We start from the raw sequence: 24,183 nt of genomic DNA, 5'->3' as shown, positions 1-24,183 counted from the left end.
CTCAGCTCGTCGTGGCGCGGGCCGAGGCGGAGGCGGCCACCTTCTTGCAGCTGTCCTGCTTGGCCATGGCGTCCTTGACGTCGCCCTGCTCGAGGTTCTTCAGCGCGGTGTTGCCGCTCTTGCTCAGCTTGCCGAGGTCGGTGGCGATGCCCTCCAGGCCGTCGGCGAACTTCCCCTGATCCTTCGTGTCCAGCGCGTCGACCTGCTTCTTCAGGGCGGCGTAGGAGGTCGAGAGGGTGGTGAGCGCCGAGACGGCGTCCTTGTGCTTCTTCTCGCCGTCGTCGACGCCTGGCGGCGTCCCGGCCTTCTGGACGGCCTGAGCGAGCGCGCTGTAGGCGTCGGACATGTCCTGGAAGGCCTGCGAGTCGGTCTTCTGGACGTTCGCCGGGGCGTTGTTGTCCGTGGCGGCCTGCTTGATCGCGGCGTTGGCCGCGTCGACCTTCGCGTCCTGGGCGGGCAGCGTGTCGCAGACCTGCTTGGCCCAGGCGTCGAGCTCCTTGTTGCCGTCGTCACTGCTGCATCCCGACAGCGCCAGTACCAGTACCGCACCGCCGGACAGTGCGGCCGCGAGCTTCTTGTTCACCGGATTGGTCCCTTCCATGGCTCTCGGCCCCGGAACATACACGCCAACCGGGCGACACCCCCAGTACGAATGTCCATTATGTAGATTATTGAAGCCATTTGCGCCAAGAGAGAGAAGGCTCACGGCACGGGCACATGAGCGACACAGCGGGCGGACGACGCGTCAACACGCGTCGTCCGCCCGCTTCTTGAGCTGGGAACCGGTCAGCAGGTCTACGAAACCACCGCCGGATCGGGCGACTTGGACGAAGTACCGGCGTTGTCTTCGTCACCCACGGCGATGCCGCGCCGCTTGGAGACGTACACGGCGACCACGATGACGACGAGCGCGAGAACCGCGATCACGATCCGTACGCCGATGCTCTTGTCCTCGCCGTAGCTGAACTTGATCACCGCGGGCGCGATGAGCAGAGCCACCAGGTTCATGACTTTCAGCAGCGGGTTGATCGCCGGACCGGCGGTGTCCTTGAAGGGGTCGCCGACGGTGTCCCCGATCACCGTGGCCGCGTGCGCCTCGCTGCCCTTGCCGCCGTGGTGGCCGTCCTCGACGAGCTTCTTGGCGTTGTCCCACGCGCCGCCGGAGTTGGCGAGGAAGACGGCCATCAGCGTGCCCGTGCCGATCGCGCCCGCCAGGAACGCGCCCAGGGCTCCGACACCGAGCGTGAAGCCGATGAAGATCGGCGCCAGGACGGCGAGGAGCCCCGGGGTGGCCAGTTCGCGCAGGGCGTCCCGGGTGCAGATGTCGACGACCTTGCCGTACTCCGGCTCCTCGCTGTAGTCCATGATCCCGGGGTGTTCGCGGAACTGCCGCCGCACCTCGAACACGACGGAACCCGCCGACCGCGCAACCGCGTTGATCGCCAGCCCCGAGAAGAGGAAGACGACCGCCGCGCCCGCGATGAGGCCGACGAGGTTGTTGGGCTGCGAGATGTCCATCATCAGGCTCATCGGCGCACCCGCCCCGGAGAGCTTCTCGCCGACGTCCTGCGCGCCGGTCGTGATCGCGTCCCGGTACGACCCGAAGAGCGCAGACGCCGCCAGGACGGCGGTGGCGATGGCGATGCCCTTGGTGATGGCCTTGGTGGTGTTGCCGACGGCGTCGAGGTTGGTGAGCACCTGAGCGCCCGCGCCCTCGACGTCACCGGACATCTCGGCGATGCCCTGCGCGTTGTCGGAGACCGGCCCGAAGGTGTCCATCGCGACGATCACACCGACCGTGGTGAGCAGACCGGTGCCGGCCAGTGCCACCGCGAACAGCGCCAGCATGATCGACGTACCGCCGAGCAGGAACGCCCCGTACACGCCCAGACCGATCAACAGAGCGGTGTAGACGGCCGATTCGAGCCCGACGGAGATCCCGGCGAGGACGACGGTGGCGGGGCCCGTCAGCGACGACTTGCCGATGTCGCGCACCGGGCGACGGGTGGTCTCCGTGAAGTAGCCCGTCAACTGCTGGATGACGGCCGCCAGGAGAATGCCGATCGCCACCGCGACGAGGGCGAGGACGCGCGGGTCGCCGTTCTTGCCCTGGATCGCGGCGTCGGTGACACCGTCGAGGTCGGCGTACTTGCTGGGGAGATAGACGAAGACGGCCACGGCGACCAGCACGAGCGAGATCGCCGCGGAGATGAAGAAGCCCCGGTTGATGGCGGTCATGCCACTGCGGTCGCTGCGGCGCGGGGCGACCGCGAAGATGCCGACCATGGCCGTGAGCACGCCGATCGCCGGCACGAGCAGCGGGAAGGCGAGCCCGGCGTCCCCGAAGGCCACCTTGCCGAGGATCAGCGCGGCGACCAGGGTCACGGCGTACGACTCGAAGAGGTCGGCTGCCATGCCCGCGCAGTCGCCGACGTTGTCGCCCACGTTGTCGGCGATGGTCGCGGCGTTGCGCGGGTCGTCCTCCGGAATGCCCTGCTCGACCTTGCCGACCAGGTCGGCGCCGACGTCGGCGGCCTTGGTGAAGATTCCTCCACCGACCCTCATGAACATGGCGATGAGGGCCGCGCCGAGTCCGAAGCCCTCCAGCACCTTCGGCGCGTCGGCCGCGTACACCAGCACGACGCAGGCGGCGCCGAGCAGACCGAGCCCCACCGTGAACATGCCGACGACGCCGCCCGTGCGGAAGGCGATCTTCATTGCTTTGTGCGAGACGGCGGTGAGATCCTTTTCCGGCTCACCTTCCGCCGGAGTCGCTTCCCGGGCCGCCGCGGCGACGCGCACATTGCTGCGCACGGCGAGCCACATGCCGATATAGCCGGTGGCGGCCGAGAACGCCGCACCGATCAGGAAGAAGATCGACCGTCCGGCGCGTTGATTCCAGTCGTCCGCGGGCAGCAGCATGAGCAGGAAGAACACGACGACGGCGAATACGCCGAGCGTGCGCAGCTGCCGGGCCAGATAGGCGTTGGCGCCTTCCTGGACCGCCGCCGCGATCTTCTTCATGCTGTCGGTGCCCTCGCCGGCCGCGAGTACCTGGCGCACCAGCACGCCCGCGACCACGAGTGCAGCCAGCGCCACGACCGCGATGACCACCACGAGCAGGCGGTTGCCGTCGGTCAGCACGGCGGCTGCGAAGGTTGTGTGGTGGTCCAACCGCTGAGGGGTAGAAAGCCCCGCCATTCGTCCTCCTTGACGCTTGGGCTGAGCTCAAGATGTGGACGGATTGTAGGTACCGGAACCTGATCAAAACAGTGTCCGGCAAACGGAATTCGTCCTCGCGCGCAAAACCCGCACGACCACGTGCGGTAATGCCTTCAAGGCATTGTCGCTCGTGAATTGGTTCACGAAATTCGTGGCGAAGATTCACTTCGCCACGATTCACTCACCGAGATTTCAAGATTAACTTCACGGGAACCACTGTAAGCGCGGTCATCGAGGGCCGCACGTGCCGAAGGGCCCTACGAGGTAGGGCCCTTCGGGTGAGAGTGATGCGTGAGACTCGGGTCGGCCAGGGTCAGGGCAGCGTCGCGGTCGCCGACGCGCTCGGCCAGGTCATGCGGATCAGTCCGCCGTGTTCCCCGGCGGTGACCTCCACGTCGTCGACGAGGCCGCTGATGACCGCGAGGCCCATCTCGTCCTCCTCGGTCTCCGCGTCGGCTTCCCCGCCGGAGCCGGGTACCCGCTCGCCGGGAGCCGAATGCGGCGCCTCGTCGCCGACCTCGATGGAGAACTGCTTCTCCTCCTCGATCAGCAGCACCTTCACGGGCGCGGTGATGCCGCCGCTCTGGTGCAGCCCGACGGCACGGGTGCAGGCCTCACCGACGGCGAGCCTGACCTCGTCGAGGACGGCCTCGTCCACTCCGGCCCTGCGCGCCACCGCTGCCGCCACCAGTCGGGCGGTCCTGACGTGCTCGGGCAGCGCGCTGAAGCGGAGTTCAACGGTGGCCATGCATCCCCCTCGGAACTACGGGCGTGCTGTCGGAGGGCCGGACCGACGGGGCCCGGACCCCCACATTGTTCAACCAGCCGTGCCCGGGCCGCGCTGGGCGGCCCGGGACGGGGTGGTCAGTCGGTGGCAGCGACCGCTTCGTCGACCGAGGTGTGAATCGGGAACACCTTGGTCAGACCCGTGATGCGGAAGATCTTCAAAATACGCTCCTGGTTGCAGACCAGCCGGAGCGAGCCCTCATGGGCACGCACCCGCTTCAGTCCGCCGACCAGCACGCCGAGCCCGGTGGAGTCGAGGAAGTCCACGCCCTCCATGTCGACGACGAGGTGGAAATTGCCGTCGTTCACCAGCTCGACCAGCTGCTCGCGCAACTTGGGCGCGGTATATACGTCGATTTCGCCACCGACCTCGACGACCGTACGATCGCCGACGGTACGGGTCGACAGGGACAGGTCCACGGATCCTCCAGCACCTTGCTATCGAGCGGTCGCCCCTCGGGACACCTGGGCAGGAGCCCCCGGGACGGTACGCCAGCCGCGATGGCATTCAATCACTTACCGGCAGGCGTGCACGACGCCTTGGCTCCATTGTCCGTCACGCCAGTGACACACTCGGTGCCGATGGCCAAGAATCACCGATCCGATCGACCCTCGCCCCAGGCCGCGCCCCGCCTGTCTCCGGGCGCGATCCTGGACCGGCTCGCCCCGGGACCGAGCCGGGCGTCGCGCATCACTCATACGGAGCACTTGCCCCCGCGCGAGGGCCGCCATGCCGTCTGGCCGGACCGGATTCGTTCGGAGGTCATCGCGGCCGTGCAGGCCTGCGGCATCGAACACCCCTGGGCCCACCAGGCCCGCGCCGCCGAGCACGCCCTGGACGGCGAGTCGGTGGTCGTCGCCACGGGCACCGCGTCCGGCAAGTCGCTGGCGTACCTCGTGCCGGTCCTCTCGGCCCTTCTGGACGGCTCCGAGGCCCCGAACGGCCGCGGGGCCACCACCCTCTACCTGGCCCCCACCAAGGCCCTGGCGGCGGACCAGTGCCGCTCCGTGAAGGAACTTTCACAACCTCTCGGCAACGCCGTACGGCCGGCCGTGTACGACGGCGACACTCCGTTCGAGGAACGGGAGTGGATCCGCCAGTACGCCAACTACGTCCTGACCAACCCGGACATGCTGCACCGGGGCATCCTGCCGTCCCACCCCCGCTGGTCCTCCTTCCTGAAGTCCCTGAAGTACGTCGTCATCGACGAGTGCCACACCTACCGCGGCGTGTTCGGCTCCCACGTCGCCCAGGTGCTGCGTCGGCTACGCCGTCTGTGCGCCCGCTACGGCGCCTCCCCCGTCTTCCTGCTGGCCTCCGCGACGGCCGCCGAGCCCGCGGTGGCCGCCGGCCGCCTCACCGGCCTCCCAGTGGTCGAGGTCGCCGATGACGCCGCACCCCGCGGCGAACTGGTGTTCGCCCTCTGGGAGCCCCCGCTCACCGAGATGCTGGGCGAGAAGGGCGCACCCGTCCGGCGTACCGCCACCGCCGAGACCGCCGACCTGCTGACCGACCTCGCCGTCCTGGGCGTACGCACCGTGGCCTTCGTCCGCTCCCGGCGCGGCGCCGAGCTGATCTCGGTGATCGCCCAGGAGCGCCTCGCCGAGATCGACCGCTCCCTCGCCCGGCGTGTCGCGGCGTACCGCGGCGGTTACCTCCCCGAGGAACGGCGTGCCCTGGAGCAGGCCCTGCACTCGGGCGAACTGCTCGGCCTGGCCGCCACGACCGCCTTGGAACTCGGCATCGACGTCTCCGGCCTGGACGCCGTCCTGATCGCCGGCTACCCGGGCACCCGCGCCTCCCTGTGGCAGCAGGCGGGCCGGGCGGGCCGCTCCGGGCAGGGGGCGCTGGCGGTGCTGATCGCCCGGGACGACCCGCTGGACACCTTCCTGGTGCATCACCCGGAGGCGCTGTTCGACCGCCCGGTGGAGTCGACGGTCCTCGACCCCGACAACCCCTACGTCCTCGCCCCGCACCTTTGCGCGGCGGCCGCGGAACTCCCACTGACCGAGGAGGACCTGGCCCTGTTCGGCCCCGAGACCGAGGGCCTGCTGCCACAGCTGGAGGCCGCGAAGCTGCTGCGCCGCCGGACGAAGGCCTGGCACTGGACCCGCCGGGAACGGGCGGCCGACCTCACGGACATCCGCGGCGAGGGCGGCCGACCGGTCCAGATCGTCGAGTCCGGCACGGGACGGCTGCTCGGCACGGTCGACGCGGGCGCCTCCCACACCACCGTCCACGAGGGCGCGGTCCACCTCCACCAGGGCCGCACGTATCTCGTGCGTTCCCTGGACCTGGAGGACTCCGTCGCCCTGGTCGAGGAGGCCAGCCCGCCGTACTCGACGGTCGCCCGCGACACGACGTCGATCTCCGTCCTGGAGACGGACGTCGAAATCCCCTGGGGCCAGGGCCGGTTGTGCTACGGCTCGGTCGAAGTCACCAACCAGGTCGTCTCCTTCCTGCGTCGACGTGTCATGACCGGCGAAGTCCTGGGCGAGTCGAAGCTCGACCTCCCTCCTCGCACACTGCGCACCCGCGCGGTGTGGTGGACCGTCACCGAGGACCAGCTGGACGCCGCCCGGATCAACACCGAGATCCTCGGCGGGGCCCTGCACGCCGCCGAACACGCCTCGATCGGCATGCTGCCCCTCTTCGCGACCTGCGACCGCTGGGACATCGGCGGCGTGTCGGTCCCGCTCCACCCCGACACGCTGTTGCCGACGGTCTTCGTCTACGACGGCCATCCCGGCGGCGCGGGCTTCGCGGAGCGCGCCTTCCACACGGCCCGCGCCTGGCTGACCGCCACCCGCCAGGCCATCGCCTCCTGCGAGTGCGACGCCGGCTGCCCGTCCTGCATCCAGTCCCCCAAGTGCGGCAACGGCAACGACCCGCTGCACAAGAGGGGAGCCGTACGCCTGCTCACGGAACTGCTGCGGGAGGCTCCCGAAGAGAAGGCCGAGGCGGTGGAGGAGCAGCAGGGTGCGAGGGCAGCGGAGTCGGCACCGCATCCGCCGGGCCCGCCCGCGCCCTGACCTCGGCCGCGAACAGCCCCCGCCCCGACGCCGCCGTCACATCCGAGACCTCGCCGACGACGGCGCATCGCACCAGCCGCGCGCCCTGTGCCCGGGCCACCCGGTCCGCCCGGGCACAGGCCTGCTCGACGCCGTCCGTCCAGTGGTCGGCGGCCGCGAGCGCCGCGAGATCGGCGCCGCCCGCGGCTCGGTGCCGGGCCGCCACGGCCTGCCCGAGGGCGAGCACGACCCCGAACACCACGCACAGCACGGCGATCGCGCCGACGCTCCACACGGTGGCGGACCCACGGTCCCCGCCCCCACGGCGCCCACGGCGCCCACCACGGTCACGAACCCTCATGACCCCGTCTCCACGCCCGGCGCCGTCCCCGCATCCTCCTCCGCCGCCGCCACGGCCTCCTCCCGCACCTCGAAGGGCAGCATCCCTCGCAGCACCGGTGGCTTCGCCACGACCACCACACGGACCTGGTCGCCCTCCCTGCTGACCGTCACCTCCGCCCCGCGCGGCGCCGTCTCCCGGGTCACCTTCAGGACCGCGTCGGCCGGATCCTGCCGCGCCGCCGCCCGGGCGCCGGTCCTGGCCGCGTCCACGCACTGGATCTGAACGGCCATCGCGAGCAGCCCCCACACCAGCGCCATCGCGAACGCCGCCAGCACCGGCAGCGCGACGGCCGACTCCGCCGTCACGAACCCCCGGTCCCCGCCGCGTACCCGTCGGCCCGCTCGCCGGGGCTCCCGTCGGCGCTCACGCCCCCGCACTGAGCGCCCGTTTCACGATGTCCTGGAGCTCGGCGGCGACCACATCGCTCGTCACCACCTGGTAGAGGAGCACCGCGAATCCCACGGCCGCCACGATCCCCATCGCGTACTCGGACGTCACCATCCCCGCGTCCCTGCGCGCCGCACGCGCCCTGCGCACCAGGGCGCACAGCCGCGCCCGTACCGCCTTGTACATCTCAACCCCCGTGAGGTTCAGTCGTGTTTGGTCTGTCGCATTGCTCTGTCGTGTTGGCCCGTTGTATTGACCTGTTGTATTGATCTGTCGCTTTTCGATCGCTCTGCGGTCGGCCGCTCGCGATACTGCCGTTCGGCGTTCATCGGCGTTCATCGGCGTTCACACGCGTCGCGCCGTCATCGCCCACCTCCTTCCAAGACCCCGCCCGCGAGCCCGATCACGATGGGCAGCACACCGACCGTGATGAAGGCGGGCAGGAAGCACAGCCCCACCGGCGCGGTGACCAAGACGGCCGCCCGCCGAGCCCGAGCCGTCGCCGCACGCGCCCACTCGGCGCGGGTGTCGGCGGCGAGCCGGGCGACCGGTCCGGCCGCCGGCAGCCCCGACACATCGGCCCGCTCCAGCAACCGGGCCAGGGCCGCGGCGCCCGGCATCGAGGCCAACCTCCGCCACGCGGTGGCCGGTTCGCCGCCCAGCCGCACCTCGGCAGCACCGCGCGCCAGCCCCTCACCGACGGGACCGCCCAGCGCCTCGCCCACGGCCTGTGCCGCGATGACCGGTCCGGCGCCGGCCGCGATGCACGCGGCCAGCAGATCGGCGGCGAGCGGGAGTTGCCGTGCGGCGAGCCGGGCCTCGGCCTCGCTCACCGCGCCCTCCGTCTGTTGCCGACGCCGCCACCGCCCCAGCCCCACCGCACCGATCAACCCCAGTGCGAGACCGGCGAGACCGCCGACCACCACCCATCCGGCACCCACCACAGACACCTCGGGAAGCCATCGCCGTACGGCCTCCCGCATGGCGGAGGGTCGGGCGTCCGTCGCCGTCTCCGAGGTCAGCAGCTCGGCCAGGCGCCGCCGTGCCCTGCGCTCGCGGCGCACGGTCTCCAGCCACCGCACCAGCCACCAGAGGACCGCCGTGATCCCCACGGCCGCCCCCAGCCTGTGGACAACTTCCGCGCTCATGCCACCTCCGTCCATGACACCCCTCCCTCACCGCCGCCGTCCACGCCCCCGCCCGGGCCCTTCACGTCGCCTCCGCGTTGCGCACGATCCGCAGCGCCCACCACATCCCCAGGCCCTCCAGCACACCGCCGACGAGCAGGCAGCCCAGCCCCGCTCCGGTGTGCAGCAGGACGTGCAGCGGGTCGGCGCCGAGCGCGGCGCCCAGCAGGAGGCCCAGGACCGGCAGGCCGGCGAGCATCACCGCCGTGGCGCGAGGGCCCGCCAACTGAGCGCGCAGATCTGCCCGTTGGTCCCGTTCCGCACGCAACGCCTCTTCGAGACGGTCGAGTCCGGCTGCGAGACCGGCCCCCTGGTCCACGGCCACCCGCCAGCACGCGGCGAGACCCAGCAGCCCGTCGGCCCCCGGCTGCCGTGCGGCGACAGCGAGAGCCTTGGGGACGTCCCCGCCGAACCGCGCCGCCGCCAGCACCGCCGGCTGCGCCGCCCCCAGCCCCGCGGAGTCCCTCGCGGCCCGCTGCAACGCCTCACCGGGCTGTCGGCCGGCGAGCACCTCCCCGGCCAGCGCCGCGCACAGCGCGATCACCGCGTCCCCGCGGTGCTCCCCCGCCCGCCGCGCCTCTGCGGCCCGGCGCGCCCGCCGCAGTACAGGCACTCCGGCCGCCCCCACGACGACCGGCAGCACCGAGCCGCCCATCACGGCCAGGACCAGCCCGGCGACCGGCGCCCACCACTCGGGCCGCCACCGCCCCCGGAGCCTGTGCAACTCACCGGTCATCTGCCGCCACGACGGGGGCCCGCTGCCGACCACCCCGCCTCCGGCGAGCAGCAACTGCGCCCGCCTGGCCCCCGAGTACGGTCCGCCCATCAGCCAGGCCGCCGCCCCGGCACAGGCCACCGCCGCAGCCATCGGCACCTCACTCATCACACCCACCCGACCCTCCGTCGTTGTCCTCGCTCCGCAGCAGCTCCCGCAGCCGCTCCCAGCCCCGCTCGCGGGCGAACGCGTCCGCCTGCCACCGCAGCGCCGGCACGGTCCGCACCAGCCCTGACGGGTCCCGCTCCAGCACGTGCACCTCGGCGATCCGCCGCCGCCCGGTCGGATCGCGTACGAGGTGCAGGACCACCGACAGGGCGGCCGCCAACTGGCTGTGCAGCGCGGCCCGGTCGAGCCCGGCCGCCGTGCCGAGCGCCTCCAGCCGGGCGGGGACGTCCGCGGCGGCGTTGGCGTGGACCGTGCCGCAGCCGCCCTCGTGGCCCGTGTTGAGCGCGGCCAGCAGATGGACGACCTCCGGCCCACGCACCTCGCCCACGACGAGCCGGTCCGGCCGCATCCGCAGGGCCTGCCGCACCAGGTCCTCGAGTGTGACGAGCCCCGCTCCCTCCTGGTTGGCGGGTCTGCTCTCCAGGCGGACGACGTGCGGGTGATCCGGGCGCAGCTCCGCAGAGTCCTCCGCGAGCACGATCCGCTCCCCCGGTCCGACCAGGCCGAGCAGCGCGCTCAACAGGGTCGTCTTGCCGCTGCCGGTGCCGCCGCTGACCAGGAAGGACAGCCGCGCCCGCACCAGGGCCCGCAGCACTCGGTCTCCGCCCGGCGGAACGGTGCCCGCGGCCACCAGTTCGTCGAGCGTGAACGCGCGTGGCCGCACGACGCGCAGCGACAGACAGGTGCAGCCGACGGCGACCGGGGGCAGCACCGCGTGCAGCCGTGTCCCGTCGGGCAGCCTGGCGTCGGCCCAGGGCCGGGCGTCGTCAAGGCGCCGTCCGGCCACGGCGGCCAGACGTTGCGCGAGGCGCCGTACGGCCGCCGCGTCGGGGAAGGAGACGCCGGTCAGCTCCAGGCCGCCGCCCCGGTCCACCCAGACCCGGTCCGGGGCCGACACCAGCACGTCGGTCACCCGGGGGTCGGCAAGCAGCGGCTCCAGGGGCCCGCTGCCGATCAGCTCGGAGCGCAGTTGCTCAGCCGCGCCGAGGACCTCCGCGTCGCCGAGGACCCGCCCCTGTTCGCGCAGCGCTTGCGCCACGCGCGCGGGTGTCGGTTCGGACCCGCTGTCGGCGAGCCACTGCCGTACGCCGTCGAGCAGCGCCCCCGTCCCCCGCACGCGTTCGAGTCCGGGCGGCGTGCTCATGAGCCACCCGCCTCGGTGAGCACGCGCTCCCAGAACTCCTTGCAGAAGCGGGCGAGGGGCCCTCGCACGCTCCCGCCCGGCGGTGCCTTGCCGCCGTCCGGGCGCAGTAGCCCCGACTCGACGGGTACCTCGCCGGCCAGCGGCAGTCCGAGCAGCCGGGCCACCTCGCTGTCGTCGAGTCCGGGCGCGTAAGGGCCGCGTACCGCCACCCGCAGGTCGCGCAGCACCATGCCGACGGCGGAGGCCACGCGCCCGCCCGCCGCGACGGCACGCAGTTCGGCGGGGACCACGAGGAGCCCGAGGTCCAGTTGGGCCAGGACCTCGGCGACCCCGTCGTCGATGCGGCGCGGCAGGTCGACGACGACCGTGCCGCCCCGGCGCCGGGCCGCCGCGAGCACCGCGCGTACGGCCTGGGGTGCGATGGCGACGCAGTCCCCCCGGTCCCAGCTGAGCACCCGCAGCGAGTGCAGGCTGGGCAGTGACTCCTCCAGAGCGCCGCCGCCGACCCGGCCGCGCGAGGCGGCGAACGCGGGCCAGCGCAGGCCTTCCGCGCTCTCGCCGCCGAGGAGTACGTCGAGTCCGCCGCCCAGCGGATCGGCGTCCACCAGGAGGGTGCGCAGCCCTTCACGCGCGGAGGTGACGGCGAGAGCGCACGCGAGCGTGGACGCTCCGGCGCCGCCCCGGCCGCCGATGACGCCGACGGTGAGCGCGGGCCGGCCGACTCCTTCGGCGACGTCGGCGATGCGGTCGACCAGCCACTGTTCGCCGTCGGGCAGCATCAGGACGTGGTCGGCGCCGATCTCCACGGCGCGCTGCCACACCCCGGAGTCGTCCTGGTCGCGGCCGACGAGGACCACTCCTCGTCGGCGGGCGGCCCCGCGCACCCGGCGTGCCGCGTCGTCGCCGACCAGGACGAGCGGCGCGGACTCCCAGCCGCCCCGCTGTTCCGGCACCGAGTGGTGCACGTCGGGTGTGGCGCCGGCCGCGGCGCACAGGCGCAGCAGGTCGTCGAGGAGCTCCACGTCCTCCGTGACGATCAGTGGCTTGCCCGGCCGGCCTCCGGCGGTGGCCGGCGGGTCGTGTGTGACGGCTCCGGTCACGATTTCCATCCCCCTTCGCTGCGGGTCGCGCAGTCCCTGCGGCCCCGCGATTTCCCAAACGTGTGAAGAACCGGCATCCGGCCTCCACATGAACGGCCGACAGAAACCGGCCGTACACGCCCGGCAAACGGAACCGGCCATGTGAAGTCGGCACGAGCGGACGTGTCGGAATCACGGTGCAGCGAACCCGGAAAGCGTGTGGATCTTGGTGGAAAACTGTGGACGAGTGGGTAGTTGTGAATATCGCCGTCACCCAAACCGGTGAGCTCTGCACTACCTCGTGTACGACTTCCGCAGAGCAGTCCGACGACTACACAAAGTGAGGGGACGCGAGCAAGCGAAAAAGGCGGCCGCAGCCGCCTCGATGCGGCGCCACGGCCGCGTACAGAAGGAGAAAACCCACCCGGACATGCGACGACCCCCGCCGGGGGGGAGAGCGGGGGTCGTCTCCACGGCCGACTCGGGGGGGGAGGAGCCGGACCGGGTTAGCACGGTCGCGAACGATCCGTGACTTCCATGGTGTACCCGACAGCCCTCTCAGGCAAACCCACGCGCTCACCTTACGCCGAATGGGCTGCCCCTATGCTCTTGGTTGTGGAAAACCACTCCTTGCCCCGCACAGCGGCCTTCTTTGACCTGGACAAGACGGTCATTGCGAAGTCGAGCACCCTCACCTTCAGCAAGTCCTTCTACCAAGGCGGGCTGATCAACCGCAGGGCCGCCTTGCGGACCGCATATGCCCAGTTCGTCTTCCTCGTGGGCGGTATGGACCACGACCAGATGGAGCGGACCCGCGAGTACCTGTCGGCCCTCGTGCGCGGCTGGAACGTCCAGCAGGTGAAGGAGATCGTGGCCGAGACCCTTCACGACCTGATCGACCCGCTCATCTACGACGAGGCGGCCTCCCTGATCGAGGAACACCACACCGCGGGCCGTGACGTCGTCATTGTGTCCACGTCGGGCACCGAGGTGGTCGAGCCGATCGGTGAGCTGCTGGGCGCGGACCGTGTGGTCGCCACCCGCATGGTCGTGGGCGAGGACGGCTGTTTCACCGGCGAGGTGGAGTACTACGCCTACGGCCCGACGAAGGCAGAGGCGGTCAAGGAGCTGGCGGAGTCCGAGGGGTACGACCTCTCGCGCTGCTACGCCTACAGCGATTCGGCGACCGACCTGCCGATGCTGGAGGCGGTGGGTCACCCGCACGCGGTGAACCCAGACCGGGCCCTGCGGCGCGAGGCCGTCGCGCGCGGCTGGCCGATTCTCGACTTCCACCGGCCGGTGCGCCTCAAGCAGCGGATCCCCACGTTCTCCGTACCGCCCCGCCCGGCGCTCGTCGCGGCCGCGGCCATAGGAGCGGCGGCGGCCACCGCGGGTCTCGTCTGGTACGCCAGCCGGCGCCGGACGGCGACCGCCTGAAGGGTCGTCCCGCGCGCGGGACGACCCTTGCCGCCCATCGCCATCCCCCACTGCCCGTTTAAAACCGTTTGGGAGCAAAAGCAAAGAACTGGTGCGGGCACTTCCGCTTGTCCGGGTCCAGGAGTACAAAGGACTTAACGGCCCGCGAGACCAAGGACATCCGAGAGGATCACCTTAATAACGCATTTGGCCCCACGGACCGCGCATGACCACTGGGCACCCACGCGACGTCGACCCGTCGATTACGGGCCAGCCGCACCAGGTCACGGGCGAAGTTCCCGGCCTGATGGGCAATATATCGAGGACGCTTGGTAACCGGGTGAGCATGCCAGCGGCGGTACGAGGACTCGTACCGCCGCAACCCTTTGCAAGGCCCCCACGCGGGGGCCTTTTTTCGTGGCTTTGCCGTGGCTGTTCCCTGGCCGCGTGCCACGCGCGCATGGCGCGCTACGCCGCCCCGCGCTGCAGCGCCTCACACACCGCCGTCGACTCGCGGGCGCCCAGCTCGACCGCCCTGCCGCAGTGGGCGATCCAAGCCGCCATGCCGTCCGGGGTGCCGGAGACATAGCCGTCCAGCGCCGCCAGATAGGCCGCCCGCCCCAGCTCGGCGTGACCCACCTCGGCCGGGCAGACCGACTTGGGGTCGAGCCCGCTGCCGATGAGGACGATGCGCTCGGCGGCCCGCGCGACCAGGCCGTTGCGGGAGGTGAAGGGGCGCAGGGCCAGCAGCTCACCGTGGACGACGGCGGCCGTCACCAGGGCGGGAGCCGACCCGCCCGCGATGATCAGCTCGGACAGCCCCTCCAGGCGCCCGGCCAGCTCGGCGGCACTGGGCAGCGGCAGCTCGATCAGCGGCTCGTCCACCGTCTCGCCGGACTGCCGCGGACGCCCGACCTCGTCCCCGTCGCTCGCCGCGGCCACCAGGTGCAGCCGCGCCAGCACCCGCAGCGGCGACTGCCTCCAGATGGACAGCAACTGGCCCGCCTCGGCGGTCAGCCGCAGAGCGGCACCCATGACCCGCGCCTCGTCGTCGACACCGAAGTCGGCACGCCGGCGCACCTCTTCCAGCGCCCAGTCCGCCCCGGCGAGCGCCGCCGAGCCGCGGGCGCCACGCAGGGCCGCCTCGGAAGTGATCTCGGTGCTGCGGCGGCGCATGACCCGGTGCCCGTAGACCCGGTCCACGGCCTTGCGCACGGACTCCACGGACTCGGCCACACCGGGCAAGGAGCCCAGGGCCGCAAGCGGATCGGCGGACGCGCCTGTCGTACTCATGAGTACGACACTACGCAACCCATGCGCACACCCCACGAAGGAGTGGTCTTCTTCACGCACACCTGTCACGTGCAGCTATCACCGCACTACCCTTTGTGAACATGAAAATTGCTTTCGTTGGCAAGGGCGGCAGCGGCAAGACCTCCCTGTCCTCCCTGTTCATCCGCCATCTCGCCGCCTGCGGCGCGCCCGTGATCGCGGTCGACGCGGACATCAACCAGCACCTCGGGCCCGCCCTCGGCCTGGACGAGGCGGAGGCCGCAGCACTGCCCGCGATGGGCGACCGGCTGTCGCTGATCAAGAACTACCTGCGCGGCTCCAACCCCCGCGTCACCTCCGCCGAGACGATGATCAAGACGACACCGCCCGGCGAGGGTTCCCGGCTGCTGCGGGTGAGCGAGGCCAACCCGGTGTACGACGCCTGCGCCCGTTCGGTGGAACTCGACGGCGGCGCCGTCCGTTTGATGGTCACGGGCCCCTTCACGGACGCCGACCTGGGGGTCTCCTGCTACCACTCCAAGACGGGAGCGGTGGAGCTGTGCCTGAACCACCTGGTGGACGGGCGTGACGAGTACGTCGTGGTCGACATGACGGCAGGCTCGGACTCCTTCGCCTCCGGCATGTTCACCCGCTTCGACATCACGTTCCTCGTCGCCGAGCCGACCCGGAAGGGGGTCTCCGTCTATCGCCAGTACAAGGAGTACGCCCGCGACTTCGGCGTCGAGCTGAAGGTTGTCGGCAACAAGGTGCAGGGCCAGGACGACGTCGACTTCCTCCGCGCCGAGGTCGGGGGCGACCTGCTCGTGACGGTCGGGCATTCCGACTGGGTGCGCGCCATGGAGAAGGGCCGGCCGCCCCGGTTCGAGCTCCTGGAGGACGCCAACCGCCACGCCCTGCGCGTATTGCACACGAGCGTCGACTCGGCGTACGAGCGGCGCGACTGGGAGCGCTACACCCGGCAGATGGTGCACTTCCACCTGAAGAACGCCGAGTCCTGGGGCAACGAACGCACCGGGGCCGACCTGGCGGCGCAGGTCGACCCCGACTTCGTCCTCGACGAAGGCATCACGGCCTCCGTGTGACGGCTACCGCCTGACCGCCGGCGCCCCGGGCGCGCCCTTCGGGGCCGGGGCGGGGCTGCCGGGCAGGAAGGACGCCCAGCCCTGCTCCGGGGCCTCGCCGACCTCCAGGGTGCGCAGCGTGGCCAGAGTCTCCGGATCCTGGGCGTCCAGCCAGTCGGCCAGCTGCCGGAAGGACACGCAGCGCACGTCCGGCTTGTTGCAGACGTTCTCGACGACCTCCTCGACGGCGCGCATGTACGTGCCGCCGTTCCAGGACTCGAAGTGGTTGCCGATGATCAGCGGTGCGCGGTTGCCGTCATACGCCCGGGCGAAGCCCTTGAGCAGACTGTCACGCATCTGGTCGCCCCAGAACTCGTACTTGCCGGGGTCCCCCTGGGTGGCGGTGCCGGACTGGTTGACCATGAAGTTGTAGTCCATGGTGAGCTGCTCGTAGGTGTGGCCGGGGAAGGGCACGAGCTGCATCGACAGGTCCCACAGGCCCTCCTTCTTGCCGGGCCAGACCTGGTTGTCGACGCCACTGGTGTCGTAGCGGAAGCCCAGCTCGCGGGCAGCCCTCATGAAGTTCCTCTGGCCTTCGAGGCAGGGGGTGCGGGCGCCGACGAGTTCCTTGTCGTAGTCGAAGGGCAGCGGGGCCGCACTCGTCATTCCGGTGTTGGTCTTCCAGGTCTTCACGAACTGCTTGGCCTGGTCGATCTCGTCCTTCCACTCCTCGACCGACCACTCGCCGACGCCGCCGTTCTTCCCGCAGAAGTGGCCGTTGAAGTGGGTGCCGATCTCGTTGCCCTCCAGCCACGCCAGGCGCAGCTGCTCCACGGTGTCGGCGATGCCCTGCTCGTCGTTGAAACCGATGTCGGAGCGGCCCGGCGAGTGCTGCGGCGGCTTGTACAGGTCGGCCTTCTCCTCCGGCAGCATGTACACGCCGCTGAGGAAGTACGTCATCGTCGCGTGGTTGGCCTTGGACACCTTGCGGAAGTGGGAGAACAGCTTCTGGCTGTCCTCGCCCGCGCCGTCCCAGGAGAAGACCACGAACTGCGGCGGCTTCTGGCCCGGCTTCAGACGCTCGGGCCGAGGCAGGTGGGGCTGTGCCCCGGTGTACGCGGTGGAGCCGTCGCCGATCAGGCGGACCATGCTCTTGGGTGCCGGGGCCGGCTTCGCTCTCTGCGGGCCCGACGCCCCTTCCTCGGAACCATGGGAACCACCGGTTCCGGTCGCGCAACCGGCGAGCGATGCGGCGACAGCCGCGGCGACCACAGCGCCCGCGGCGATCCTCTGGGTGGCGGCCATCTGGCGCCCACCTACTTCCTTCTCTCGGCCAACGCCGACGAGGGCGTCCTCTGGTGACACGCCGGGACGAGCCGGCGGCGCCGTCAAGGTCGCATGGGACCGAGAAGGAATTAGTACGACAAGCCGAAAAAAAGGCCACTTCACTCTTGCGAGTGATTAACTGCCCTATTTGCCACAAAAATCCATGCTTGGCCTTTACTCTGGATTACGATCCGTTTACCGAGCGTTGATTTCATCCCGCCGCTGCACGCCGTGACCCACGGCCGCGACCGCCCCCGCCACAGCCGGGGGACCACCAGTTCCGCGACCGCGCTGCCCCGGAGGAGACGGGAAACATGTCCGCCTGCGCCCCCACCCGCACCGCCCACTCGACGCGCACCGAGCGCACCCACCAGCCCCACAGCCCGCCACCGGCCCCGCACCGCCGCTTCCGCATCGCGGGCGCCGATCTGTCCGCCGCGATCGCGGTCTTCCTGATCGCCCTGCCCCTGTCCCTCGGCATCGCCCTCGCCACCGGCGCCCCCCTCCAGGCCGGCCTCGTCGCCGCCGCCGTGGGCGGGATCGTGACCGGCTGGATCGGCGGCTCACCGCTCCAGGTCAGCGGCCCCGCGGCCGGCCTGACCGTCGTCACCGCCGACCTCATCCACCGCTACGGCTGGCGGACGACATGCGCCATCACCGTCCTCGTCGGACTCGCCCAACTCGGCCTCGGCTGCCTGCGGGTGGCGCGCACCGCCCTCGCTGTCAGCCCCGCCATCGTGCACGGCATGCTCGCCGGCATCGGCGTCACCATCGCCGTCGCCCAACTGCACGTCGTCCTCGGCGGCAGCCCCCAGAGCTCCGTCCTCGACAACCTCCGCGCCCTGCCCGCCCAGTTGGCCGGACTGCAGCCCGCGGCCGTGGCCGTGAGCGCACTGACCCTGACCCTGCTGCTGCTCTGGCCGCGCATCCCTGGCCCGGTGGGCCGCCTCCTGCACAAGGTGCCCGCCGCGCTCGTCGCCGTCACGGGCGCCACCGCGACCGCCGCGCTCACCGGCCTCACCCTGCCCAAGGTCGACCTGCCGTCCTGGAGCAGTCACGCCCTGGCCGGGCTGCCCGAGGGGCCGGTGCTCGGGCTCGTCGCCGCCGTCCTCACCACCACGCTGGTGTGCAGCGTGCAGTCGCTGCTCGGCGCGGTCGCCGTGGACAAGCTGATCGCGTCGCGGCCCGGTCTGCTCGGCTCCCACTCCGCCCGCGTCGGGCGCTCGGACCTGAACCGCGAGCTGCTCGGTCAGGGCGCGGCCAACATCGTCTCCGGCGCACTCGGCGGACTGCCGGTGGCGGGCGTGGCCGTGCGCAGTTCGGCGAACGTCCAAGCCGGTGCCGTGAGCCGGAACTCCACGATGCTGCACGGCGTTCTCGTAGTAGTCGCCGCGCTGCTGATGGTCCCGATCCTGGATCTCATCCCGCTCGCCTCACTCGCCGCCCTGGTGATGGCCGTCGGCATCCAGATGGTGTCCCTGCACCACATTCGCACGGTGACGCGCCACCGAGAGGTGCTGGTGTACGCCGTCACCACCCTCGGCGTGGTGTTCCTCGGCGTCCTGGAGGGCGTGACGCTCGGCATCGCCGTGGCCGTCGCCGTCGCCCTGCACCGCCTCACCCGCACCCGCATCAGGCACTACGAGAAGGAAGGAGTCCATCACGTACACGTACGAGGCCAGTTGACGTTCCTCGCCGTGCCGCAGCTCAGCCGCACCCTGCATCTCGTGCCCCAAGGCACCCATGTCGTGGTCGAGTTGGACGGCTCCTTCATGGATCACGCGGCGTACGAGTCCCTCCAGGACTGGCAGAAGTCGCACACCGCGCACGGCGGCTCCGCCGAACTGACCGGCCGCTCCGGCACGGCGGGAGGCATGGAGGCAAGGGCCGACACCGGTGCCGGCACCGACACCTGCTTCGACATCGGAGCCGGAGCCGAGGAGAGCGAGTCGACCGCTCCCCGAGATCTCGACGCCGTTCCCGCCGCAGGCACCGCTATCGCCGACTGCCGGTGCCGCCCCTGGACGCCGTGGCGCAACCACCAGTGCGAGGTGCCACGGAAGACGACAGCGACAACCCGGACGCCCAGGAGGGCGGACTCGGCAGGCGCGGCGGACTCGACAGAGACGCCTGACACAGCGCAGAGGAAGGAGACGGCGGAACCCACGGTGCCGACCGGGCCAACCAGGCACGCCGAACGCACCGAACACGCCGAACACGCCGAACACGCCGAACCGAGTGGACATCAACTGGTGCGTGGGATCAGCGCGTTCCAGCGCAACACCGCGCCGCTGGTGCGGGGTGAGCTGGCGCGGCTGGCCCGGGAGGGGCAGCGACCCACCCAGCTCTTCCTCACCTGCGCCGACTCCCGGCTGGTCACCTCGATGATCACCTCCAGTGGTCCCGGCGACCTGTTCGTGGTGCGCAACGTGGGCAACCTCGTGCCGCCGCCCGGCGAGGAGAGCGGGGACGACTCGGTGGCAGCCGCGATCGAGTACGCGGTGGACGTGCTGAAGGTGCGGTCCATCACGGTGTGCGGGCACTCCGGGTGCGGGGCCATGCAGGCGCTGCTCACCTCCGAACCCGGTGGCCCTCGGACCCCGCTGAAGCGGTGGCTGCGGCACGGGCTGCCGAGCCTTGAGCGGATGGCCGACGAAGGCCGTCCCTGGGCCCGGCTGGCCGGGCGGACACCGGTGGACGCGGCCGAGCAGCTCTGCCTGACCAACGTGGTCCAGCAGTTGGAGCATCTGCGGGCCCACGAGTCGGTGGCCCGGGCCCTGCGGGCCGGGGCGTTGGAGCTGCACGGGCTGTACTTCCACGTGGGCGAGGCGCAGACGTACCTGCTCACCGGGGAGAGCGGCGGCGAGCTGTTCGACCATGTGGGAGTGGCGGACCTGACGGCGTGACGCCGTGACGGCATGAGGCCGGGCAGCGTCCGCCGAGACCCTCTCCTCGGCGGGCGACGCCCGACCCCACCAGGGCACGGGTGTGAAAGGCGTTACACCGGCTGAACCCCCTCCGGCCGCCGTCCGTGGGTACGGATGACCAGCACCGCACCCCCACCCCAACAGGTCTAAACCAATTTTTCGACGGCCCTTGTCACAGGACCCCCGGGTCTGATGAGCTGTGGCCTGGGACACAACGGACACGGACACCCTTCGAGAGGGAGATGTCGTGAGCAACGAAAGCCTGGCCAACCTGCTGAAGGAAGAGCGCAGGTTCGCGCCGCCCGCCGACCTGGCGGCCAACGCCAACGTCACGGCGGAGGCGTACGAACAGGCCAAGGCTGACAGGCTCGGCTTCTGGGCCGAGCAGGCCCGTCGGCTGACCTGGGCCAAGGAGCCGACGGAGACGCTGGACTGGTCGAACCCGCCGTTCGCCAAGTGGTTCAAGGACGGCGCGCTCAACGTCGCCTACAACTGCGTCGACCGGCATGTGGAGGCCGGGCACGGGGACCGGGTCGCCATCCACTTCGAGGGCGAGCCCGGCGACAGCCGCGCCATCACCTACGCCGAGCTCAAGGACGAGGTGTCGAAGGCCGCAGGCGCCCTGCTGGAGCTGGGAGTTCGGAAGGGCGACCGGGTCGCGGTCTACATGCCGATGATCCCCGAGACGGCGATCGCGATGCTGGCCTGCGCCCGGATCGGCGCCGCGCACTCCGTCGTCTTCGGCGGCTTCTCGGCGGACGCGCTGGCCACCCGCATCCAGGACGCGGACGCCAAGGTCGTCATCACGTCCGACGGCGGCTACCGGCGCGGCAAGCCGTCCGCGCTGAAGCCGGCCGTCGACGACGCGGTCGCGCGCGTGGACAACGTCGAGCACGTGCTGGTGGTCCGCCGCACCGGCCAGGAGGTCGCCTGGGACGACAGCCGTGACGTCTGGTGGCACGAGATCGTCGAACGGCAGTCGGCCGAGCACACTCCCGAGGCGTTCGAGGCCGAGCACCCGCTGTTCATCCTCTACACCTCCGGCACCACGGGTAAGCCGAAGGGCATCCTGCACACCTCCGGCGGCTACCTCACGCAGGCCGCGTACACGCACCACGCCGTCTTCGACCTCAAGCCGGAGACCGACGTCTACTGGTGCACCGCCGACGTCGGCTGGGTCACCGGGCACTCCTACATCGTGTACGGGCCCCTGGCGAACGGCGCGACGCAGGTCATGTACGAGGGCACGCCCGACACCCCGCACCAGGGCCGCTTCTGGGAGATCGTGCAGAAGTACGGGGTGACGATCCTGTACACGGCGCCGACCGCCATCCGTACGTTCATGAAGTGGGGCGACGACATCCCCGCGAAGTTCGACCTCTCCTCCCTCCGCGTCCTCGGCTCCGTCGGTGAACCCATCAACCCCGAGGCCTGGATCTGGTATCGCAAGCACATCGGCGCCGACCGGACCCCCATCGTCGACACCTGGTGGCAGACCGAGACCGGCGCGATGATGATCTCGCCGCTGCCCGGCGTCACCGAGACCAAGCCCGGTTCCGCGCAGACGCCGCTGCCCGGCATCTCCGCGACCGTCGTCGACGACGAGGCGAACGAGGTGCCGAACGGCGGAGGCGGCTACCTGGTCCTCACCGAGCCGTGGCCGTCGATGCTGCGCACCATCTGGGGCGACGACCAGCGGTTCCTCGACACGTACTGGTCGCGCTTCGAGGGCAGGTACTTCGCCGGGGACGGCGCGAAGAAGGACGACGACGGGGACATCTGGCTCCTCGGGCGCGTGGATGACGTCATGCTCGTCTCCGGGCACAACATCTCCACCACGGAGGTCGAATCGGCCCTCGTCTCCCACCCGTCCGTCGCCGAGGCGGCCGTGGTGGGTGCCGCCGACGAGACGACCGGGCAGGCCATCGTCGCCTTCGTCATCCTGCGCGGCACGGCGAACGCGGAGGACGAGGGCCTCGTCGCCGATCTGCGCAACCATGTCGGTGCCACGCTCGGTCCGATCGCCAAGCCGAAGCGCGTCCTGCCCGTGGCGGAGCTGCCGAAGACCCGCTCCGGCAAGATCATGCGCCGGCTGCTGCGGGACATCGCGGAGAACCGTCAGCTCGGGGACGTCACCACACTGACCGACTCCACGGTCATGGACCTCATCCAGGCGAAGCTCCCGGCGGCGCCGAGCGAGGACTGAGGACAGCCGACGAGGATCGAACCAGGACTGAGCACGTCCTTGCAGGGCACCCGGCGACAGGCGCGCCGGGTGCCCTTTTCGCACCTAACGTAGGAATCGCCGGATTCCTCCCCGTGCACTTTAGGTAGACTAAACAAAAAGGTGCGCCGGGAAGTCTGGTCGGCATGTGCTCAGTCCTGCCCACCGACCGGAGGCCCCCACCGTGTCCGCGCCCCGCACCCCGGCCCCCACCTCCGCCCCCGCTCCCCCTCCCCGCAAGGTCCTCGGGCGGCTGTCCCTCCCCGAGCGGAACTTCGTCGCGGAAGCGCTGCGTACCGAGACCGTCGGCGGTGTGCTGCTGCTCGTGGCCGCCGTCGCCGCGCTGGTCTGGGCGAACGTCCCCGCGCTGCACGACAGCTACGAGAGCGTCAGCCACTTCCACTTCGGGCCTGACGCCCTGGGCCTGAACCTGTCCGTGGCGCACTGGGCGGCCGACGGCCTCCTCGCGGTCTTCTTCTTCGTCGCCGGCATCGAGCTCAAGCGCGAGCTGGTGGCCGGTGATCTCAAGGACCCCAGGGCCGCCGCGCTGCCCGTGGTGGCCGCACTGTGCGGGATGGTCGCGCCAGCGCTCGTCTACACGCTGACCAGCCTCACCGGCGGCGGCTCCCTCGACGGTTGGGCCGTGCCCACGGCCACCGACATCGCGTTCGCGCTCGCCGTCCTCGCGGTCATCGGCACGTCCCTGCCGAGCGCGCTGCGCGCCTTCCTGCTCACCCTCGCCGTCGTCGACGACCTGTTCGCGATCCTGATCATCGCGGTCTTCTTCACCAGCACCATCAACCTCGCGGCGCTGGGCGGCGCGGTCGTCGGACTCGTCGTCTTCTGGCTGCTGCTGCGCAAAGGCGTACGCGGCTGGTACGTCTACGTTCCGCTCGCGCTCGTGATCTGGGCGCTGATGTACAACAGCGGCGTCCACGCCACGATCGCCGGTGTCGCGATGGGCCTGATGCTGCGCTGCACGACGCGCGAGGGCGAGGAGCACTCCCCGGGCGAGCGGATCGAGCACCTTGTCCGGCCGCTCTCCGCCGGTCTCGCGGTGCCACTGTTCGCTCTGTTCAACGCCGGTGTGGTGATCTCGGGCGGCGCGCTTGGGGACGTGTTCACCAAGCCGGAGACCCTGGGCGTCGTCCTCGGTCTCGTCGTCGGCAAGACGATCGGCATCTTCGGCGGGACCTGGCTGACCGCCCGCTTCACCCGCGCCTCGCTCAGCGAGGACCTCGCCTGGGCGGACGTCTTCGCCGTCGCGTGCCTCGCGGGCATCGGCTTCACCGTCTCGCTGCTGATCGGGGAGCTCGCCTTCGAGGGCGACCTGACCCTCACCGACGAGGTCAAGGCCGCCGTCCTGTTGGGCTCGCTGATCGCGGCGACCCTGGCGACGGTCCTGCTGAAGCTGCGCAACGCCAAGTACCGCCGGATGTGCGAGGCGGAGGAGCGCGACGAGGACCTCGACGGCATCCCGGACGTCTACGAGCAGGACGACCCGGCGTACCACCGGCGCATGGCGGAGATCCTCGACCGCAAGGCCGCCGAGCACCGCCGGATCGCCGACGAGATCACCCGGCGGACCGCCCAGGACGAGGCCGACACGCGCCAGGGGCTTGCGGAAGTGGCGGGCGGGGCGGGCGAGGAGGGCGACCGTCCGGCATGATCTGACGGGACGGTACAAAAGAATCCAGAAGCAGCGCAGTAGTACGGCAGCCCAAGCGGCACAGCAGCCGGAAACACGCAGCAGCACAAACAGCAGCAGAAGAG

At 71.0% G+C, this 24,183-nt stretch carries 19 protein-coding genes; 6 read left to right on the top strand and 13 right to left on the bottom strand.

Features of this window, described 5'->3' with window-relative positions:
• Position 1: 1 nt before the first annotated feature.
• The 4 genes from OG289_RS28460 to bldG all read right to left on the bottom strand — a co-directional run bounded on the left by OG289_RS28460 (position 2) and on the right by bldG (position 4,428).
• Positions 2-601 carry a small secreted protein gene (locus OG289_RS28460; protein ID WP_327316890.1) on the bottom strand — a complete coding sequence of 200 codons (600 nt, stop codon included), beginning with the start codon at positions 599-601 and terminating at the stop codon, positions 2-4.
• 194 nt (positions 602-795) lie between these two features.
• Positions 796-3,201, bottom strand: a complete 2,406-nt coding sequence (locus OG289_RS28455) for a sodium-translocating pyrophosphatase (protein ID WP_327316889.1) — start codon at positions 3,199-3,201, stop codon at positions 796-798.
• Between the two features lie 334 nt (positions 3,202-3,535).
• Positions 3,536-3,970, bottom strand: a complete 435-nt coding sequence (locus OG289_RS28450; protein ID WP_327316888.1) for an ATP-binding protein — start codon at positions 3,968-3,970, stop codon at positions 3,536-3,538.
• 116 nt (positions 3,971-4,086) lie between these two features.
• The gene (gene bldG, locus OG289_RS28445) at positions 4,087-4,428 is read right to left on the bottom strand and encodes an anti-sigma factor antagonist BldG (protein ID WP_009189842.1); all 342 of its coding nucleotides are present in this window, start codon (positions 4,426-4,428) and stop codon (positions 4,087-4,089) included.
• An 81-nt stretch (positions 4,429-4,509) separates the two neighbouring features.
• Between bldG and OG289_RS28440 the strand changes: the two genes are divergently transcribed.
• Entirely contained in the window at positions 4,510-7,041 is a 2,532-nt protein-coding gene (locus OG289_RS28440) for a DEAD/DEAH box helicase (RefSeq protein WP_327316886.1), read from the top strand.
• On the opposite strand, the gene OG289_RS28435 is transcribed toward OG289_RS28440, so the two are convergent.
• The 7 genes from OG289_RS28435 to ssd form a co-directional block, all read right to left on the bottom strand.
• Complete coding sequence (locus tag OG289_RS28435; RefSeq protein ID WP_327316885.1) at positions 6,929-7,381, bottom strand: Rv3654c family TadE-like protein; 453 nt, start codon at positions 7,379-7,381, stop codon at positions 6,929-6,931. The two genes, OG289_RS28440 and OG289_RS28435, sit on opposite strands and share 113 nt — an antisense overlap.
• A complete protein-coding gene (locus tag OG289_RS28430) occupies positions 7,378-7,728 on the bottom strand; it encodes a TadE family type IV pilus minor pilin (RefSeq protein WP_327316884.1) in 351 nt (116 codons plus the stop codon). Before OG289_RS28430 ends, OG289_RS28435 begins: the two co-directional genes overlap by 4 nt.
• Positions 7,729-7,786: 58 nt before the next feature.
• Positions 7,787-7,996 carry a DUF4244 domain-containing protein gene (locus tag OG289_RS28425; protein WP_327316883.1) on the bottom strand — a complete coding sequence of 70 codons (210 nt, stop codon included), beginning with the start codon at positions 7,994-7,996 and terminating at the stop codon, positions 7,787-7,789.
• Positions 7,997-8,172: 176 nt separating this feature from the next.
• The gene (locus tag OG289_RS28420) at positions 8,173-8,958 is read right to left on the bottom strand and encodes a type II secretion system F family protein (protein ID WP_327316882.1); all 786 of its coding nucleotides are present in this window, start codon (positions 8,956-8,958) and stop codon (positions 8,173-8,175) included.
• A 61-nt stretch (positions 8,959-9,019) separates the two neighbouring features.
• On the bottom strand, positions 9,020-9,880 hold the full coding sequence (locus tag OG289_RS28415) for a type II secretion system F family protein (protein WP_327316881.1): 861 nt from the start codon (positions 9,878-9,880) through the stop codon (positions 9,020-9,022).
• On the bottom strand, positions 9,873-11,084 hold the full coding sequence (locus OG289_RS28410; protein WP_327316880.1) for a TadA family conjugal transfer-associated ATPase: 1,212 nt from the start codon (positions 11,082-11,084) through the stop codon (positions 9,873-9,875). The genes OG289_RS28415 and OG289_RS28410 overlap by 8 nt, the downstream gene beginning before the upstream one ends.
• Complete coding sequence (ssd, locus tag OG289_RS28405) at positions 11,081-12,193, bottom strand: septum site-determining protein Ssd (protein ID WP_327316879.1); 1,113 nt, start codon at positions 12,191-12,193, stop codon at positions 11,081-11,083. The genes OG289_RS28410 and ssd overlap by 4 nt, the downstream gene beginning before the upstream one ends.
• 573 nt (positions 12,194-12,766) lie before the next feature.
• Between ssd and OG289_RS28400 the strand changes: the two genes are divergently transcribed.
• Positions 12,767-13,600, top strand: coding sequence for an HAD family hydrolase (locus tag OG289_RS28400; protein ID WP_327316877.1), 834 nt, complete (start codon positions 12,767-12,769; stop codon positions 13,598-13,600).
• A 447-nt stretch (positions 13,601-14,047) separates the two neighbouring features.
• Here the strand turns inward: OG289_RS28400 and OG289_RS28395 are convergent, their stop codons facing one another.
• Positions 14,048-14,872, bottom strand: coding sequence for an oxidoreductase (locus OG289_RS28395; RefSeq protein ID WP_327316876.1), 825 nt, complete (start codon positions 14,870-14,872; stop codon positions 14,048-14,050).
• A 101-nt stretch (positions 14,873-14,973) separates the two neighbouring features.
• Between OG289_RS28395 and OG289_RS28390 the strand changes: the two genes are divergently transcribed.
• Positions 14,974-15,954: an ATP-binding protein gene (locus tag OG289_RS28390; RefSeq protein WP_327316875.1), complete on the top strand. Its 981-nt coding sequence runs from the start codon at positions 14,974-14,976 to the stop codon at positions 15,952-15,954.
• Between the two features lie 3 nt (positions 15,955-15,957).
• On the opposite strand, the gene OG289_RS28385 is transcribed toward OG289_RS28390, so the two are convergent.
• The gene (locus OG289_RS28385; protein ID WP_327316874.1) at positions 15,958-17,238 is read right to left on the bottom strand and encodes a hypothetical protein; all 1,281 of its coding nucleotides are present in this window, start codon (positions 17,236-17,238) and stop codon (positions 15,958-15,960) included.
• Positions 17,239-17,573: 335 nt separating this feature from the next.
• On the opposite strand from OG289_RS28385, the gene OG289_RS28380 reads away from it, so the two are divergent.
• From OG289_RS28380 to nhaA, 3 genes are all read left to right on the top strand, one after another.
• On the top strand, positions 17,574-20,165 hold the full coding sequence (locus OG289_RS28380) for a bifunctional SulP family inorganic anion transporter/carbonic anhydrase (protein ID WP_327316873.1): 2,592 nt from the start codon (positions 17,574-17,576) through the stop codon (positions 20,163-20,165).
• Between the two features lie 268 nt (positions 20,166-20,433).
• Positions 20,434-22,392, top strand: a complete 1,959-nt coding sequence (gene acs / locus OG289_RS28375) for an acetate--CoA ligase (RefSeq protein ID WP_327316872.1) — start codon at positions 20,434-20,436, stop codon at positions 22,390-22,392.
• Between the two features lie 202 nt (positions 22,393-22,594).
• Positions 22,595-24,079, top strand: a complete 1,485-nt coding sequence (gene nhaA / locus OG289_RS28370) for a Na+/H+ antiporter NhaA (RefSeq protein ID WP_327316871.1) — start codon at positions 22,595-22,597, stop codon at positions 24,077-24,079.
• Positions 24,080-24,183: the final 104 nt, after the last annotated feature.

Origin of the sequence: Streptomyces sp. NBC_01235 (assembly GCF_035989285.1) — a bacterium.
Taxonomy (GTDB): Bacteria; Actinomycetota; Actinomycetes; order Streptomycetales; family Streptomycetaceae; genus Streptomyces.
Note: the sequence above shows the minus strand (reverse complement) of the source record. Positions and strands in the feature narration are given on the sequence as shown.